This window comes from Kitasatospora purpeofusca (assembly GCF_042691725.1).
GTDB classification, from domain to species: domain Bacteria; phylum Actinomycetota; class Actinomycetes; order Streptomycetales; family Streptomycetaceae; genus Kitasatospora; species Kitasatospora purpeofusca_B.
Genome location: NZ_CP170483.1, coordinates 7,765,716 through 7,782,174, shown reverse-complemented (window position 1 = coordinate 7,782,174; position 16,459 = coordinate 7,765,716). Strand labels below are relative to the sequence as shown.

Genomic DNA, 16,459 nt, shown 5'->3' with positions numbered 1-16,459 from the left:
CGAAAGGCCAGGGGTGATGGGCGACCCGGGCGGCGCGATCGGCGCCGACACATCCGGCCGGCTGCTGGCCGCGGCCTCGTGCGGGAGGGCATGCTACTGGGGGGCCGGCCTTCACGACGAGGGAGCTGACGGTGGATCAAGGCGAGACCTCTTCCGCACTCCTGGGCCGCCGCGCCCTGCTCGCCGCGGCCGGCGGCCTGGCCACTGTCGCGGCCGTTCCCGCCGGGGCGACCGTTCCCGCCGGGGCGACCGTTCCCGCCGGGGCGACCGCGACGGCCGCGACAGCCGGGCGCCGGGACCCGGCGCCCTTCGGGCCGGCCGGGGTGCGCCCGGGCGACCCGCGGTACGCGAGCCTCCTGAAGGGCGACAACCAGCGCTTCGTCGGGCGCCCGGAGGAGATCCGGGTGGTCGGCACCACCGAGCAGGTGGTGCGGGCGGTCCAGGACGCGGTCCGCGACGGGCGGCGGGTCGGTGTGCGCAGCGGCGGCCACTGCTTCGAGGGCTTCACCGCCGACCCGGCGATCCGGCTGCTGCTGGACCTCTCGCCGTTGGACGCGGTGGGCTACGACCCGGGGCGGCGGGTCTTCGAGGTGCAGCCGGGTGCCACGCTCGGCCGGGTGTACCGGACGCTCTTCAAGGGCTGGGGCGTCACCCTGCCGGCCGGCGGCTGCCCGGAGGTGGGGGCCGGCGGGCACCTGGTCGGGGGCGGGTACGGACCGCTGTCGCGGCGCTACGGCTCGGTGGTGGACCACCTCTACGGCGTCGAGGTGGTGGTCGTCGATCGCGACGGAACCGCCCGTGCCGTGGTGGCGACCCGCGAGCCGGACGATCCCAACCGCGAGCTGTGGTGGGCGCACACCGGCGGTGGCGGCGGGAACTTCGGCGTGGTCACCCGGTACTGGCTGCGTTCGCCGCAGGCCGACGCCGAGGCCCGTTCGGCGGCGCCCGACCCGTGCCGGCTGCTGCCGCCGGCGCCCGCCGAGATGCTGGAGGCCCTGGTCGAGTGGCCCTGGGACGCGGCGAGGACGACCCAGCGGGCGTTCACCACCCTGCTGCGCAACTTCTGCACCTGGCACGAGCGCAACAGCGACCCGGGTTCGCCCCGGACCGGCCTTTACGCGGTCCTGCAGCTCACCCACCACACGGCGGCCACCTTCTCGATGGTGGTCCAGATCGACGCCGGGATCCCCGGCGCGCCCGCCATGGTGCAGGGCTTCGTCGACTACGTGAACGCCGGCACCGGCCTGGAGGCCGACGGCGGCAGCGCAACGGTCCCGTGGCTCTACCCGATGACCTGGCCGGGCAACGGCGAGGCCGGGAACATCATCACCCGCCGCTACAAGGGCAAGGCGGGCTATCTCAGGCGCTCCTTCACCGAGGCCCAACTCGCCTCGATCCACCGCCACCTGACCAACGGCACCGGCACCCCCGCCTGCGGCATGCTGGTGGTCGGCTACGGCGGACAGGTCCGCGCCGTCGAGCCGGGCGCCACCGCGGTGGCACAGCGGGACGTCGTGATGAAGGCGGTCTACCACAGCGTCTGGGCCGAGGAGAAGGACGACGGCGCCAACCTCTCCTGGGTGCGCGAGCTCTACCGGGAGGTCTACGAGGACACCGGCGGCGTGCCCGTGCCGGGCGAGGTGAGCGACGGGTCGTACATCAACTACCCGGACGTCGACCTCGCCGACCCGGCCTGGAACACCTCGGGCGTCCCCTGGCACACCCTCTACTACAAGGACGACTACCCGCGCCTGCAACGGGTCAAGGCCCGGTGGGACCCGCGCGACGTGTTCCGTCACGCCCTCTCGGTCCGGCTTCCGGAGTAGGGCCTCCCGGCGGCCGGCGGGCTCCGGCCGCCGGGGGCTGCGGCCGCCGGCCGCCGGGGACCGGTGCGGACGTCGGGCGAGCGTGGCGCCGCGCTCGCGGGCCCGTTCCTCCAGGCCGTGGCGGGTGACGTGCTCCGGGCTCGCGCAGTCCGCCCGGGAGCGGCGACGCCCCCGACCGGGCCCGGGGATTGGCCCGCCGAACAGCGGATGCGGCACAGTGGCCCCATGAGCGCGGACACGAGGAGCCACCCGGTCCCCGGCCGGACCGGCCCCGGGCGGCGACGGCCGGTGCAGCAGCGCAGCCAGGAGCGCTACGAGCGGATCCTGGACGCGTGCGCCGCACTGCTCGACGAGGCCGGGGCGGTGGCGCTCACCACCAAGGAGGTGGCCCAGCGCGCGCAGGTGCCGATCGGCACGCTCTACCAGTTCTTCGCGGGCAAGGAGGACCTGCTCGCCGCGCTCGCCGGCCGCAACCTCGACCGCTACCTGCACCGGCTCGACGACCGGCTGCGCGCCGAGGTCCCGACCGGGCCCGCCGGGTTCACCGACCTCGCGGTGGAGGAGTTCGTCGCGATGAAGCGGTCCGTCCCCGGCTTCGGGCAGGTCGACTTCGGGTTCGCCGGACCGGCCGGGCCGAACGGCGTCCACGACGACCGGCACCTGCTGGACACCGAGTTGGACAACAACACCGCCGTCGCGCTGCGGCTCCAGGCGCTCGGCGGCGAACTCTTCGCGACGGCCGACCCGGCGGCCCTCACCCTCGGTCTGCGGGTGGCCCTGGAGGCGGCGGACGCGGTGCTCAAACTCGCCTTCCGCGGCGATCCGGAGGGCGATCCGGCGATGATCGCCGAATGCAAGCGGCTGGTCCGCTGCTACCTCCTCGAACAGCTCGGCCCGCGCTGAGCGGCGCGGATCCGCGGCACGGATCCGCGGCACGGCCCGCGCCGAGCGGCACGGTCCGCGAGCGCACGGCGACGCGCCGCACCGGACCCGGTGAGCCGTTGCGGCCCGGGCGGGCGGGCAGCACAGTGGAGACAGGAGGGCGGCAGCAGCCGGCCCACCGGTCCCCGCTGTCCCCCGAGACCCCGAGGAGCAAGACCATGCAGGCAGCGATAGGCGACCAGCTCCACATCCACAGCCGGGCGGTGGGCATGGTCGACCAGAAGGGCGAGATCGTGGAGGTGCGCGGCCAGGACGGCCAACCGCCCTACGTGGTCCGCTTCGAGGACGGCCACACCGGCCTGGTCTACCCCGGACCGGACTGCAACATCGAACCCCGCGAGGCGATCCGCTGACGCCACCGGCCACCGCCCCGCGCCCGTCCGGCCCGGGGCGGTGAGCCGTGCTGCTCGCGGCCGACTCCGCCGGCGGCACCCCGGCCCTGCCCGGGCCGCTGGCCGCGCTCGCGCCGCTGCTGGAGCAGTACGGCTACCCGGCACTGACCCTGTTCGTCCTGCTCGACAACTGCGGGATCCCCGCGCCCGGGCAGACCGTCCTGGTGCTGGCCGCCGTCTTCGCGGGCACCGGTCACCTGGACCTCGCCGCCGTGGTGGCGATCGCCTTCGCGGCGGCCGTGCTCGGCAACACCCTGGGTCACCTGATCGGCGCCACCGGCGGCCGCGCCTTCGTGCACCGCTGGGGCCGGTACGTGCTGCTCACGCCGGAGCGGGCGGCCCGCGCGGAGGTGTTCTTCGCGCGGCACGGCGGCAAGGTGGTGACGGTCGCCCGGTTCTTCGACGGGCTGCGGCAGACCAACGGCATCATCGCCGGGACGACCGGCATGCCCTGGCCCCGGTTCCAGGTGTTCAACGTGCTCGGCGCCGCGCTCTGGGTGGGCGTGTGGGCCGCCGTCGGCTACCTGGCCGGCGCCCATGTCGGCACGGTCTGGCGGACGGCGGTGCGCTACCAGCTGTGGCTGCTGGTCGCGCTCGGCGTCCTCGCCGTCCTGCTCACCGCCCGCTACCTGCTGCGCGGCCCCCGGGAGCGGGCGCGGTTGCGACGGGCGCCCCGGCCGGTGAGCCTGGAAACGATCACCTGGGAGGCGAGGATGGCCGAGGACGGGACGCGCACGGGCGCCGGGAGCGAGCACGAGCACCGGGCGCCCGCCAACCGGACCGTCGTGCTCGGCGTCCTCGGGGCCACCCTGCTCTCCCTGGGCGCGCAGGCGGCGGGCGGCACCAGCGCCCGGCTCATCCTGCTGCTGGTGTTCGTCCCCGCGCTGCTGGCCGGTCTGGGCACGCTCGCCCAGACCGTCGGCGCGGCGATCTGGGTCACCGCGGTCATCATCGTCAGTTCGGTGTTCTTCCCCCCGGAGTCGATCAACGGCCGGGCGCTGACGCTGGCCACCGTCATCGGCGCCTCGGCCGTCGCCGTGCTGCTCTGCGCGCGCCGGGTCCGGCGCGAACGCGACCTCCACCGGATGCGGCAGACCGCCGTCGCCCTCCAGCGCCAGCTGCTGCGCCCGCTGCCCGCCCTGACCCCCGACGTCCTGCTCCACGGCCGCTACCGGCCGATCGAGGAGGACGCCATGGTCGGCGGCGACCTCTACGACATCGCCGACACGCCCTACGGCACCCGGGTCGTCATCGGCGACGTCCAGGGCAAGGGCCTGCCCGCGATCGGCACCGGCTTCGCCGTGCTCGGCGCCTTCCGCGAGGCGGCGTTCCGCGAGCCCGCGCTCACCGACGTCGCCCTCGCCCTGGAGGCCGCGGTCACCCGGCACAACGCGTACGCGGCGCAGAGCGGCGAGGCCGAACGCTTCGTCACCGCCACCGTGTTCTGCCTGGACCGCACGGCCGCCGTCCAGGCCGTCAACTGCGGCCACCTCGCCCCGTACCTGCTGACCGGCGGGAACGCACAGGCCGTTCCGCTGACCCCCGGTGTACCGCTCGGGCTCGCCGACCTCGCCGGGGAGGTGCGCACCGTCCAGTGGTTCGACCTCCCCGCCGACGGGACGCTGCTGCTGCTCACCGACGGGGTCACCGAGGCGCAGGACGGCGCGGGCGCCTTCTACCCGGTCGAGCAGCGGCTGCGCGCCCTGGGCGACCCCACCCCGGACCAGCTGCCCGAGGCCGTCGACGAGGACGTCCGCCGCTACAGCCGCGGCCGCCGCCGGGACGACCTCACGGTCCTCGCCCTGCGCCGCAACCCCATCGGCCACTCCGGCGGCTCGGGCGGCTCGGGCGGCACGACGGCCTAACGGAGCGGGAAGACCTCGAAGGCGACGGCGAAGCGCGTCCCGAGGCGGGTGCCCGCGCCGCGGCCGACGCCCTCCAGGAAGCCGCGGGCGTCCGCCATCGCACCGCCGAGGCCGGCCAGGTAGGCCTTGTGGGCCTCCAGCGAGGCGACGCCGCGGTCGAAGTGCTCGGTGGTGTCCGCCGCGTGCGCGGACTCGGGCGAGCCGGCCACCCAGATCTCCTTGACCCCGTCCCACGGCTCGTGCCCCTCGTCGGCCAGCTCGCGGAAGACCCAGCGGTTGCCCGCGTCCCGGACCGCGTCCAGGGTGGCCCGGCCGACGGCGATGTGGTCGGCCTGGTTGAGGAAGACCCCGCCCCAGGTGTCGCGGAAGTTGCTGGTGATGACGATGTCCGGACGGTGCCGGCGCACCGCGCGGGCGATGTCGCGGCGCAGCGGCAGGCCGTACTCGACGACGCCGTCCGGGTGGCCGAGGAACTCGACGGTGTCCACGCCGACGACGGCGGCGGAGGCGATCTGCTCGGCCTCGCGCAGCGGGCCGCACTGCTCGGGGGCCATGCCGTCGATGCCGGCCTCGCCGCTGGTGACCATCACATAGACGACCTTCTTGCCCTGGTCCGTCCACCGGGCGACGGCGGCGGCCCCGCCGTACTCCATGTCGTCGGGGTGGGCGACGACGACCAGGGCGCTCTGCCAGTCCTCGTCGACGGGCTCGAAGGGAGCGGGGGCCTGCTGCTCGGTCATGATGGTGCTGCCTCTCCGTGGTGCCGGTGCGTGCGGTCGTGCAGTCGTACGGCCGTGCAGTCGTGCAGTCATGCAGTCGTGCAGTCGGATGGTCGTGCCGGACGTGACTCTAGAAGATCACCGGCCGGGCCGCCGGGCGACCACAGCGCGCGGAGCGGCGGACTTGCCCCTGACGCGCGGGGCAGGGGTTAGCGTCCCCGCACCGCGCGGCGGAACGGCCGCCGCGCCGCCGCCCGCACGCCCAGGAGTCCGCCATGACGTCCTTCCCCACCACCGTCCGCGAGGTCCGGCTTCTCGCCGCGCCGCACGGGCTGCCCCGTCCCGAGCACTTCTCCGTGGCCGAGCGCCCGCTGCCCGCCCCGGGCCCGGAGCAGGTGCTGGTCCGCAACCGGGCCTTCGTGGTCTTCCCCGGCCTGCGCACCCTGATCGGCGGCGCCTTCGCCGAAGCGCCCTTCTCGATCCGGCCGGGCGACGCGCTGCTCGGGCCCGCCGTCGGCGAGGTGCTGGCCGCGCCGGCCGACGGCCCGCTGCGCCCCGGTGACCTGGTCACCCACCTGCTCGGCTGGCGCGACCACGCGGTGGCCGAGGCCGCCGCGTTCACCCGGGTGGACGGCGACTTCCCCGACCCGCTCGCCCTGCTCTCCCCCGGTCTCGCGGGCTACGGCGCGCTGACCCGGGCGGCGCGGGTGCGGGAGGGGGACGTCGTCCTGGTCACCGGCGCGGCGGGGGCGGTCGGCACGGTGTCCGGGCAGGTGGCGCGGCTGCTCGGGGCCGCCCGGGTGATCGGCACCACCGGCTCGGCCGCCAAGGCGAAGCGGCTGACGGACGAGTTGGGCTACGACGCCGTGCTGGTGCGCGGGGAGGGCCCGATCGCCGACCAGCTCGCCGCGGCCGCCCCGGACGGCATCGACGTGCTGTTGGACATGGTCGGCGGCGAGCAGCTGACGGCCGCCGTGGAAGCCGCCCGCCCGGACGCGCGGTTCGCGCTGATCGGCGCCCTCGCCGGGCAGATGGACCCGGCCCGGCGCGGCGCCGACGCACCGGCCGTGGTGGACAGCTTCCGGCTGCTCACCCGGAACGTCACCGTGCAGGGCGTCAGCGGGCAGCGGTACGCGGAGCTGGAGCCGGAGTGGTGGGAGCGGCTCGGCGGCTGGCTGCGCGCCGACGAGCTGACCGTCCCCCTGACGGTCCTGCCGGGCATTGAGCAGGCGCCCGGGGCGTTGTCCCGGCTGATCGACGGTGACGTCTTCGGCGCCATGGTCGTCGAACTGTAGGCGGGGCGCGCTCGGGGAGGGCGGATGGCGGGACGGATGAGGATCGGCGACGCGGCGGCGGCCGCGGGCACCACGCCACGGGCGCTGCGCTTCTACGAGGAGCGGGGCCTGCTGCCACCGCCCGACCGCACCGCCGCCGGCCAGCGCGAGTACGGGCCGGAGGCGGTGAACCGGGTGCGGGTGATCCGGGCGCTGCTGGCCCTCGGGCTGACCGTCGAGGACCTCGCCAGCCGCTCGCACCGGCTGGACCTGCTCGCCGCGGACCCACCGCGCAGCTGCGCCTCCGAGGGCGACTTCGGGCCGGACACCTTCGCCCCGGTGGTCGAGCAGCGCCTCGCGGCCCTGGACGCGGAGATCGCCCGGCTGACCCGGCTGCGCGAGGCCCTGGCCCGGCACGCCGGAGCCGTCACGCCGTAACTGCCCACACCTTCCAGAGACTTCTCTGCAGAGACCCCTATGCAGAGAAGTCTCTGCAACCTACGATTCCGTCATGCCCACCGAACACCCCACGACGCCCGGCACTCCCGCGACACCCGCCGCACCCGCCGCACCGACGACGCGCGGCGAGCCCGCGCGGCCGATGCGCCGGCTCGACGCGCGCAGCCTGCGCGGGCTCGCCCACCCGCTGCGGATGGAGATCTTCGAACTGCTGAACCTCGACGGCCCGGCGACCGCCACCCGGCTCGCCGAGCGGCTCGGCGAGAACACCGGCACCGTCAGCTGGCACCTGCGCCACCTCGCCGAGCACGGGTTCATCGAGGAGGAGACCGGCCGCGGCACCAAGCGCGAACGCTGGTGGCGGCGCGTCCCCGTCACCAACCAGCTCAACACCACCGACTTCCGCGACGACCCGGACAGCCGCGGCGCCATCTCGCTCTACCTGCACCAACTCGTCGGGCAGTACTTCAACCGGATCAACACCTACATCACCGAGGACTGGCCGGACGAGTGGCGCGATGCCGGCACCATCTCGGACTGGAGCCGGCTGCGGCTGACGCCCGCCCAGCTGCGGACGCTCAACGACGAACTGTTCGCCGTCATCAAGCGCCATCTGCCGGAGGAGGGCGCCGAGCCGGACCCGGCGGCGCTGCCGGTCGTCCTCCAGCTCCAGTCCTTCCCGCGCCGCCCGCAGCCCGCGGCGCCCGGCGCACCCGAGAACACCCGAAGCTCCGAGAGCTCCGAGAGCGCCGACCGCGCCGAGGACCGGCGAGGGGGCGCCGAGTGAACCGCGACGCCGCCGCCCCCCGCAGCCTGCTGCGCCGCCACCGCGACTTCCGCCTGTTCTGGTGCGGCGAGACGGCCGGCAAGTTCGGCTCCTCCGTCACCGGCGTCGCCATGCCGCTGATCGCCGTCTCCGAACTGCACGCCTCCACCTTCGAGATCGGCCTGCTGAGCGCCGCCGCCTGGGCGCCCTGGCTGGTCATGGGCCTGCCGGTCGGCGTCTGGGTGGACCGCTTACGCCGCCGCCCGGTCATGCTGGCCGCCGCGGCCGTCTCGCTCGCGCTGTTCGCCGTCGTCCCGGTCGCCGGCTGGGCGGGCCGGCTGAGCGTCGGGCTGCTGCTGGCCGTCGCCCTGCTCAGCGGCACCGCGGCCGTCTTCTTCCAGACCGCCTACACCGCCTACCTGCCCGAGCTGCTCTCCCCCGCCGACCAGCCCGAGGGCAACGCCAAACTGCACGGCAGCGCCTCCGCCGCCCAGATCGCCGGTCTCGGCTCCGGCGGCCTGATCGCCCAACTCGCGGGCGCCGCCAACGGCATGTTCGCGAACGCGGCGACCTTCCTCGTCTCGCTGCTCTGCCTGGGCCGCATCCGGCACCGCGAGACGCCGCCCCGGCCCGCCGCCGACCGGTCCCTGCGCCGCGAGGTCGGCGAGGGCCTGCGGCTGCTCGCCGGGGACCCCTGGCTGCGCACGTTCACCCTGTTCGCCGGCGCGTCCAACCTGGCGCTGATGGGCTACCAGTCGATCCAGGTCGCCTTCCTGGTCCGCGAGGTCGGCCTCGCCCCGGGCACCGTCGGCGGGCTGATCGCGACGGCCGGCAGCGGCGGCGTCCTCGGCGCCTTCGTGGCCCGCCGGGTCGCCGCGCGGATCGGCACGGCCCGCGCGATGATCCTCTTCGAGCTGGGCCTGTCCTCGCTCGCCCTGCTGATCCCGCTCACCGGCCCCGGCGCGGGCGTGCTCTGCTACGCCGCCGGCGGGTTCGGCATCTCGGTGGGCGTGGTGGCCGGAAACGTCATCAAGTCGAGCTTCCAGCAGCGCTACTGCCCGCCCGAGCTGCTCGGCCGCATCAGCGCCGGCGGGGCCGTCCTCAGCTACGGCACCATCCCGCTCGGCGCCCTGCTGGCCGGCGCCCTCGGCACCGCGATCGGCCTGCGCCCCGCGCTGTGGATCACCACCGCCGGGGTGCCGCTGGCGGCGCTCGTCCTGCTCCTCTCCCCCATCGGCCGCACCCGCGACCTGCCCACCACGCCCCGCCCGGCCGACGCCCCGCTCCCGGCCCCCGAACCCGCCACCACCTGACCGGCCGTCAGGCCGCCCGGGCGGCGGGCGCGGAGAGCGCGTCCAGCCGGGCGACCGACCGAGCTGATCCCCGGCCGCCCCCGCACCCGGGCGAGCGCTGCGGCGACCGGGGCGGCGCCCGGGTCCGCCGCGCTCGCGGCCACCGCGTCCGCGAGGTCCGGGCCGTGCCCGGTGGGCAGCCGCGCCGCCCGGGCCCGCGGCGAGGGCGGGTCCGGCAGCCGCCCGAGGTGCGGGCCACGGCCGGCGCGGTGCGCGGGGACCCCGGCCCGCCCGAGGCACCGGCCCTGCCCGGCGCCGCCCGCCGCCGCCTCGACCGCCCCGGAGGGCCGCGCGCGCCGCGCCCGGGGCGGCGCGGGCGGGCGCCGTAGGTTGACGCCATGGCACAGGACGCGCCGGGTGGCCGGCTCTCACCCCCGAAGTGGCTGACCGCCGGGCTGCGGCCGCAGCCGGCCCCGGTGCCGTGGGCGGCGGTGGCCCGGGCCGCCGCCGGGCTGGCGGCGCCGCTGGCCGTCGGGCTGGCGGCGGGGAAGCCGGCGTACGGGGCGCTGGCGTCGATGGGCGCGCTGTCCGCCGTCATCGGCGACACCGCCGACGCCTACCGGATGCGGGTCTTCAACATCGCTGTGCCGCAGCTGTTCGGCGCCGTCGGCATCGCCCTCGGCACCCTGGTGTTCGGGCGCCACTGGACGGCCGTCGCCGTCCTGACGCTGGTCGCGCTGGTCTCCGGGATGATCTCCTCGATCGGCTCGGTCGCCTCCGTCTCCGGCCTGCTGCTCCTGCTCAACGCCGTCGTCGCGGCCGGCCTGCCGATGCCGCACCCGTGGTGGAAGGCACCGCTGCTGCTGCTCGCCGGCGGGGCGGTGGTGCTGCTGCTCACCCTGTTCGCCTGGCCGCTGCGCGGCGGCGTGCCGGAGCGGGCGGCGGTGGCCGGCAGCTACCGGGCCGTCGCCGCGTTCGTCCGCGCCGCCGGCACCCCGGAGCACGACGAACGGCGGCTGGCCGTCACCCAGTCGCTCAACTCCTCGTACGACCTGCTGCTCGCCCACCGCACCCGCCGGCACGGCCGCTCGCCCGGGCTGGCCCGGCTGATCGCCCGGCTCAACGCGCTGATACCGGTCGTCGAGGCGGCCTCCGCCGCGAAACTGCGCCCGGTCGCCCGCCTCGGCCCGCTCCCGGAGGCGTACCCGGCCGCCGTCCTGACGCTCGCCGACGCCGTCGAACGGGGCCGGGCCGCCCCCGCACCGGGCGAGGACCCCGCCGCCTTCCTCGCCCTGCCGCCGCCGACCGGACCGTCCGAACGGGCCCTGGACCAGGCCCTGCGGTACGCGGCCGCCGTCGGCGCGGAGCCCGGGCGCGCCGACACCGCCCCCGACCGGCTCGGCCGCCCCGCCGCCCCCGGCGAGCGGGTCCGGCGCACGGCGCGGGCGGCGCTGCTCTCGGGCGCGTCCTGGCGGTACGGCCTGCGGCTGGCGCTGTGCATCGGCCTGGCCCAGGCGCTGGTCTCGGTGCTGCCGGTGCCCCGCTCGTACTGGGTGGCGCTGACCGTCACCTTCGTCCTGAAACCGGACTTCGGCTCGGTGTTCTCGCGCGCCGTGCTGCGCGCCTTCGGCACGGCCCTCGGCCTGCTGCTCGCCATCCCGGTGCTCGCCGAGGTGCCGCGCGGCTGGTGGGACGTGCCGACCCTCGCGCTGCTGGCCACCCTGATCCCGGCGTTCTCGGCGAAGGGCTACGCCTTCCAGACGGCGGCCATCACGCCGGTCATCCTGCTGCTCTCCGACCTGCTCAACCACCAGGGCTTCGGGCTGGTGCTGCCCCGGCTGTACGACTCGCTGATCGGCTGCGGGATCGCCCTGCTGGCCGGCTACCTCTGCTGGCCGGAGTCCTGGCACACCCGGATCGGCGACCGGCTGGCCGACGCGGTCGCCGACACCGCCGCGTACGTGGCGATGGCCTTCGCCGCCGCCCCCGGACGCGACCAGCCCTCCCGGCCGCGCCGCCGGCGGCGGCTCTACCGGGACCTCTCGGCGGTCCGCTCGGAGTTCCAGCGCGCGCTCACCGAGCCGCCGCCGACCGGCCCGCGGGCGGCCGCGTGGTGGCCGCTGGTGATCGCGGTGGAGCGGGTGGTGGAGACGACCACCGCCACCCGGGTCCGGGTCGAGCACGGGGTCCCGGCGCCGGCGCCGCAGGAGGTCGCCGCCATCGCCGACGACCTCGCCGCCCTGGCCGAGGCCCTGCGCACCGGCACCCCGCTGCCGGCCCCGGCCGACGGCGCTCCCGCCGCGTCCGAGGACGACGTCCTCGCCCCGCTGCGCCGCGAGGTCCGCGCGGCCTGCGCGATCGCGTCCCCCGTCCTCGGCTGACGGGCGCTCCTCGGCCGACGGACGCCGGGGCGGGTCGGTCCTGGATCCGCCGCCGGGGCCGGTCCGCCCCCAGGGCGAACGCCAGTGCTCGTCGAACGCCACGTTCGGGCTCAGGTGGCCGATCCGCGGCGCGACGTGCGCCAGCACCGGCGACCGGATCGCGTCGTGGGTGCGGAACATCCCCGTGTACGTGCGCTCGGCCCGGCGCAGCCGCCGCACCACGCCCGGCACCCGGGCGAACGCGCGGTGGAAGACCCGGCGCAGGCCGGTGGTGAGACCGTCGAGCCGGGCCGCCCGGAAGCCGGGGTCGACGGCCGGCCGGCCGGTCGTGGCGATCGGGAAGGCGATGCAGCCCCAGTAGAGGACGAAGTCAGCACGCCGTCGGTGACCAGGTCGACCCGCAGCCGGCGGCCCTGGGCGTTGGGCACCATCCGGCCGCGGGTGGGCGCGAGGCCGACCAGGCCGCAGCAGGCGGCGGGGATCCGTATCGAGCCGCCGCCGTCGTTGGCGTGCGCGATCGGGGCGACGCCGGAGGCGACCGGCGCGGCCGCGCCGCCGGCGGAGGCCCCCGGCGAGTGCGAGGTCCGCCAGGGGTTGCGGACCGGGCGGGCCGCGGCGTACCCGGTGGCGGCACCCGGCCGGGCCGCCTACCCGTCGGTAATTCCGCGCGAGCTGAGCAGTCCAGGGCGGGAGGACGGCGTGGAGAACCCCCGCGTGGCGCGGGCACGATCACGCCGCACCGCCCGTTCGGTCCTGCGACGCTTCCGGGATCCCGACCGCCGGGCCCGACCCCCCGGCGGCCCGCGTCACCACCGTCACCACCGAAAGCTGGTCCGCATGATCGAGCTCGACTTCGACGGCAGCGGATTGCGCCGCAACGGCGCACCGCACCGCGTCGTCTCCGGCGCGCTGCACTACTTCCGCGTCCACCCCGGACTGTGGGACGACCGGCTGGCCCGGCTGCGCGCCCTCGGCGTCAACACGGTGGACACCTACATCCCCTGGAACTTCCACGAACTGCCCGGTGGTGGCATCGACTTCACCGGCTGGCGGGACGTCGCCCGGTTCGTCCGGCTCGCCGAGCGACACGGGCTGGACGTGATCCTCCGCCCCGGCCCGTACATCTGCGCCGAGTGGGAGTTCGGCGGCCTGCCGGCCCGGCTGCTGGCCGTGGACGGGATCCGGCTGCGCAGCTCCGACCCCGCCTTCCTCGCCGCGGTGGACGGCTGGTTCGACGCCCTGGTGCCGGAGCTGCTGCCGCTGCTGGGCAGCCGGGGCGGACCGGTGGTGGCCGTGCAGGTGGAGAACGAGTACGGGAGCTACGGCAACGACGCCGCCTACCTGGCGCACCTGCGCGACGGCCTGGTGGCCCGCGGGGTGGACTGCCTGCTGTTCACCGCCGACGGCTCCGAGGACTTCATGCAGCAGGGCGGCGCGGTCCCGGGCCTGCTGGCGACCGCCACCTTCGGCTCCCGCGCACCCGAACGCTTCGAGGTGCTGCGCCGGCAGCAGCCCGAAGGACCGCTGGCGGCCATGGAGTTCTGGATCGGCTGGTTCGACCGGATCGGCGACCCGCACCACGTCCGGGACGCCGGGGAGACCGCCGCCGCGCTCGACGAACTCCTCGCCACCGGCGCCTCCGTCAACCTCTACATGGCGCACGGCGGCACCAACTTCGGCCTCTGGGCGGGCGCCAACCACTCCGGCACCGGCCCGGACACCCCCGGCTTCGAGCCGACCGTCACCAGCTACGACTACGACGCGCCGATCGGCGAGGCGGGCGAGCTGACCGAGAAGTTCCACGCCCTGCGGGCCGTCATCGGCAAGCACCTCCCGCTGCCCGACGTCGAACTCCCCTCCCCGCCGCCCCGGTTGGCCCCGCGCCGGCTCGACCGGGCGAGCGGCCGGGCCCGCCTGCTCGACTCCCTCGACGCGCTCTCCGCGCCCGTCCACCGGCCCACCCCCGAGCCGATGGAACGGCTCGGCCAGTCACTCGGGCTGATCCACTACCGCACCCGCGTCCCCGGCCCGCGTCCCGAACTCCCGCTGCGCGTCGACGGCATCGGCGACCGCGCGCAGGTCTTCGCCGACGGCCGCCCGCTCGGCGTCCTCGACCGCAACCGCCCCGGCGAGACCCTCCCGCTGGCCACCGGCCCCGCCGGCGTCACCCTCGACATCCTGGTCGAGGCCCTCGGCCGCGCCAACTACGGCCCCCAGCTGGACGACCGCAAGGGCATCCGGCGCGGCGTCTCGCACGAGCGCCAGCGCCTCCACACCTGGGAGATCCGCCCCCTCCCGCTCGCCAACCTCACCGCCCTCGCCTTCCACGACGCCCTGGACACCGCCGACGGCGACCCCGCCTTCCACCGCTTCGAGACCGAACTCGACGCCCCAGCCGACGCTTTCGTCGCCCTCCCCGGCTGGGGCCGCGGCCTGCTCTGGCTGAACGGCTTCCTGCTCGGCCGGCACACCGACGAGGGCCCCCAGCGCACGCTCTACGCCCCGGCCCCGCTCTGGCGGCCGGGCCGCAACACCCTCGTCGTCCTCGAACTCACCCGCCACGGCGCCGCCCTCGAACTCCGCGACGAACCCGACCTCGGCCCCACCACCCGCGCGCCCAGCGCGGACTACTGAGCCGCGCGCCCCCGGCTCGCCTCCCGCGCCGGACGGCCGCCCCCACCCGGGGCCGGCCGTCCGGCCTCCCGGCCTACTCGACGGTGACGCTCTTGGCGAGGTTGCGGGGCTTGTCGACGTCGCGCTTCAGGGCGACGGCGGCGTGGTAGGCGAGCAGCTGGAGCGGGATGTTGAGGAGCAGCGGGTCCAGCTCGGGCTCGCTCCTGGGGACCAGGATGCAGTGGTCCGCGAGCCTGCTGTCGGGGCGGCGGTGGGCGATGGCGAGGACCCGGCCGGAGCGGGCCTTGATCTCGCCGAGGGTGGTGAGGTTCTTGTCGAGCAGCTCGTCGTCCGGGACGAGGGCGACGGTGGGCAGCTCGGGGCTGATCAGCGCCAGCGGGCCGTGCTTCAGCTCGCTCGCCGGGTAGGCCTCGGCGTGCACGTAGGAGATCTCCTTGAGCTTCTGCGCGCCCTCGCGGGCGACGGGGTAGCCGCGCACCCGGCCGATGAACATCATCCCGGCGGAGTCGGCGTACTCGGCGGCGAGGGCGGCGATGTCGTCGCTCTGGGCGAGGATCTCGCGGATCTGGCCGGGCAGCGCGTTGAGGGCGGAGACGATCCGGCGGCCGTCGGCGGGCGAGAGGTCGTGGATCCGGCCGAAGTGCAGGGCGATCAGCGCGAAGGCGACGACGGTGGAGGTGAACGCCTTGGTGGAGGCGACCGAGATCTCCGGGCCGGCGTGCAGGTAGATGCCGCCGTCGCACTCGCGGGCGATGGCGCTGCCGACGGTGTTGACGACGCCGAGCACCCGGCCGCCCTTGCGCTTGACCTCCTGGACGGCGGCGAGGGTGTCGTAGGTCTCGCCGGACTGGCTGACCGCGATGTAGAGGGTGTCGGCCTCGATGACCGGGTTGCGGTAGCGGAACTCCGAGGCGGGCTCGCTGTGCGCGGGGATCCGGGCCAGCTCCTCGATCAGCTGGGCGCCCATCTCGCCGGCGTAGTAGGCGGAGCCGCAGCCGAGGATCTTGACCCGGCGGATCTCGCGCAGCTCGCGGGCGTCCAGGTTGAGGCCGCCGAGGTGGGCGGTGGCGAACCGCTGGTCGAGGCGGCCGCTGAGGGTGCGCTCGACGGAACCGGGCTGCTCGTGGATCTCCTTGAGCAGGAAGTGCTCGTAGCCGCCGGTGTCGTAGGAGTCGATCTCCCAGTCGACGGTGGACGGCTGGCGGTGGGTGGTGCGGGCGTCCTCGGTGAAGGTGCGGAAGCCGTCGGCGCGCACGGTGGCCAGCTCGCCGTCCTCCAGGTGGACGACCTGGCGGGTGTAGCGGACCAGGGCGGAGACGTCGGAGGCGACGAACATCTCCTTCTCGCCGATGCCGAGCACGATCGGGCTGCCGTTGCGGGCGACCACGACGCGGTCGGGCTGCTCGGCGTCGAGGACGGCGATGCCGTAGGTGCCGACGACCTTGCCGAGGGCGGCGCGCACGGCGTCCTCCAGCTCGCCGCCCTCGGCGGCGTGGGCGGCGACGAGGTGGGCGAGCACCTCGGTGTCGGTCTCGGAGCGGAAGACGGCGCCGTCGGCGGCGAGCCGGGCGCGCAGTTCGTCGGCGTTCTCGATGATGCCGTTGTGGACGACGGCGATGCGCTCGGCATTGTCCAGGTGCGGGTGGGCGTTCGCGTCGCTGGGCACGCCGTGGGTGGCCCAGCGGGTGTGGCCGATGCCGGTGGTGCCCTTGAAGCGGGCGGGGATCTCGGCGGCGAGGTCGGCGACCCGGCCCTTGACCTTGCGGACCTTGATGCCGCCGGTGCGTCCGGCGACGGCGACGCCGGCCGAGTCGTAGCCGCGGTACTCCAGCCGGGCGAGGCCCTCCAGCAGGAAGGGCGTCGCGTCCTTGGGGCCGATGTAGGCCACGATTCCGCACATGGTGGACTC

Annotated in this window: 12 protein-coding genes and 1 pseudogene; 10 read left to right on the top strand and 3 right to left on the bottom strand. The window is 75.8% G+C overall.

Annotated features, from left to right (window positions below; all coding sequences use genetic code 11):
• Positions 1-131: 131 nt before the first annotated feature.
• From ACFCLZ_RS33510 to ACFCLZ_RS33495, 4 genes are all read left to right on the top strand, one after another.
• Complete coding sequence (locus ACFCLZ_RS33510; protein WP_380281643.1) at positions 132-1,826, top strand: FAD-binding oxidoreductase; 1,695 nt, start codon at positions 132-134, stop codon at positions 1,824-1,826.
• 225 nt (positions 1,827-2,051) lie between these two features.
• Positions 2,052-2,729: a TetR/AcrR family transcriptional regulator gene (locus ACFCLZ_RS33505; protein WP_380281642.1), complete on the top strand. Its 678-nt coding sequence runs from the start codon at positions 2,052-2,054 to the stop codon at positions 2,727-2,729.
• A gap of 197 nt (positions 2,730-2,926) precedes the next feature.
• A complete protein-coding gene (locus tag ACFCLZ_RS33500; protein ID WP_380281641.1) occupies positions 2,927-3,121 on the top strand; it encodes a DUF1918 domain-containing protein in 195 nt (64 codons plus the stop codon).
• Between the two features lie 47 nt (positions 3,122-3,168).
• Entirely contained in the window at positions 3,169-5,025 is a 1,857-nt protein-coding gene (locus ACFCLZ_RS33495; protein ID WP_380281640.1) for a SpoIIE family protein phosphatase, read from the top strand.
• On the opposite strand, the gene ACFCLZ_RS33490 is transcribed toward ACFCLZ_RS33495, so the two are convergent.
• Positions 5,022-5,765 carry a PIG-L deacetylase family protein gene (locus ACFCLZ_RS33490; RefSeq protein WP_380281639.1) on the bottom strand — a complete coding sequence of 248 codons (744 nt, stop codon included), beginning with the start codon at positions 5,763-5,765 and terminating at the stop codon, positions 5,022-5,024. The two genes, ACFCLZ_RS33495 and ACFCLZ_RS33490, sit on opposite strands and share 4 nt — an antisense overlap.
• 254 nt (positions 5,766-6,019) lie before the next feature.
• Between ACFCLZ_RS33490 and ACFCLZ_RS33485 the strand changes: the two genes are divergently transcribed.
• The 5 genes from ACFCLZ_RS33485 (at position 6,020) to ACFCLZ_RS33465 (ending at position 11,916) form a co-directional block, all read left to right on the top strand.
• On the top strand, positions 6,020-7,039 hold the full coding sequence (locus tag ACFCLZ_RS33485; RefSeq protein WP_380281638.1) for an MDR family NADP-dependent oxidoreductase: 1,020 nt from the start codon (positions 6,020-6,022) through the stop codon (positions 7,037-7,039).
• A gap of 36 nt (positions 7,040-7,075) precedes the next feature.
• The gene (locus ACFCLZ_RS33480; protein WP_380286368.1) at positions 7,076-7,456 is read left to right on the top strand and encodes a MerR family transcriptional regulator; all 381 of its coding nucleotides are present in this window, start codon (positions 7,076-7,078) and stop codon (positions 7,454-7,456) included.
• A 73-nt stretch (positions 7,457-7,529) separates the two neighbouring features.
• Positions 7,530-8,264: an ArsR/SmtB family transcription factor gene (locus tag ACFCLZ_RS33475; RefSeq protein ID WP_380281637.1), complete on the top strand. Its 735-nt coding sequence runs from the start codon at positions 7,530-7,532 to the stop codon at positions 8,262-8,264.
• Positions 8,261-9,556 carry an MFS transporter gene (locus ACFCLZ_RS33470; RefSeq protein WP_380281636.1) on the top strand — a complete coding sequence of 432 codons (1,296 nt, stop codon included), beginning with the start codon at positions 8,261-8,263 and terminating at the stop codon, positions 9,554-9,556. Before ACFCLZ_RS33475 ends, ACFCLZ_RS33470 begins: the two co-directional genes overlap by 4 nt.
• Before the next feature lie 377 nt (positions 9,557-9,933).
• Positions 9,934-11,916, top strand: coding sequence for an FUSC family protein (locus tag ACFCLZ_RS33465; RefSeq protein WP_380281635.1), 1,983 nt, complete (start codon positions 9,934-9,936; stop codon positions 11,914-11,916).
• Between the two features lie 110 nt (positions 11,917-12,026).
• Here the strand turns inward: ACFCLZ_RS33465 and ACFCLZ_RS33460 are convergent.
• Positions 12,027-12,482 (bottom strand): annotated as a pseudogene (locus tag ACFCLZ_RS33460) (amidase family protein); the annotation flags it as partial.
• 271 nt (positions 12,483-12,753) lie between these two features.
• On the opposite strand from ACFCLZ_RS33460, the gene ACFCLZ_RS33455 reads away from it, so the two are divergent.
• Positions 12,754-14,550, top strand: coding sequence for a beta-galactosidase family protein (locus ACFCLZ_RS33455; RefSeq protein WP_380281634.1), 1,797 nt, complete (start codon positions 12,754-12,756; stop codon positions 14,548-14,550).
• A 73-nt stretch (positions 14,551-14,623) separates the two neighbouring features.
• Here the strand turns inward: ACFCLZ_RS33455 and glmS are convergent, their stop codons facing one another.
• A complete protein-coding gene (gene glmS, locus ACFCLZ_RS33450; protein WP_380281633.1) occupies positions 14,624-16,450 on the bottom strand; it encodes a glutamine--fructose-6-phosphate transaminase (isomerizing) in 1,827 nt (608 codons plus the stop codon).
• Positions 16,451-16,459 lie beyond the last annotated feature (9 nt).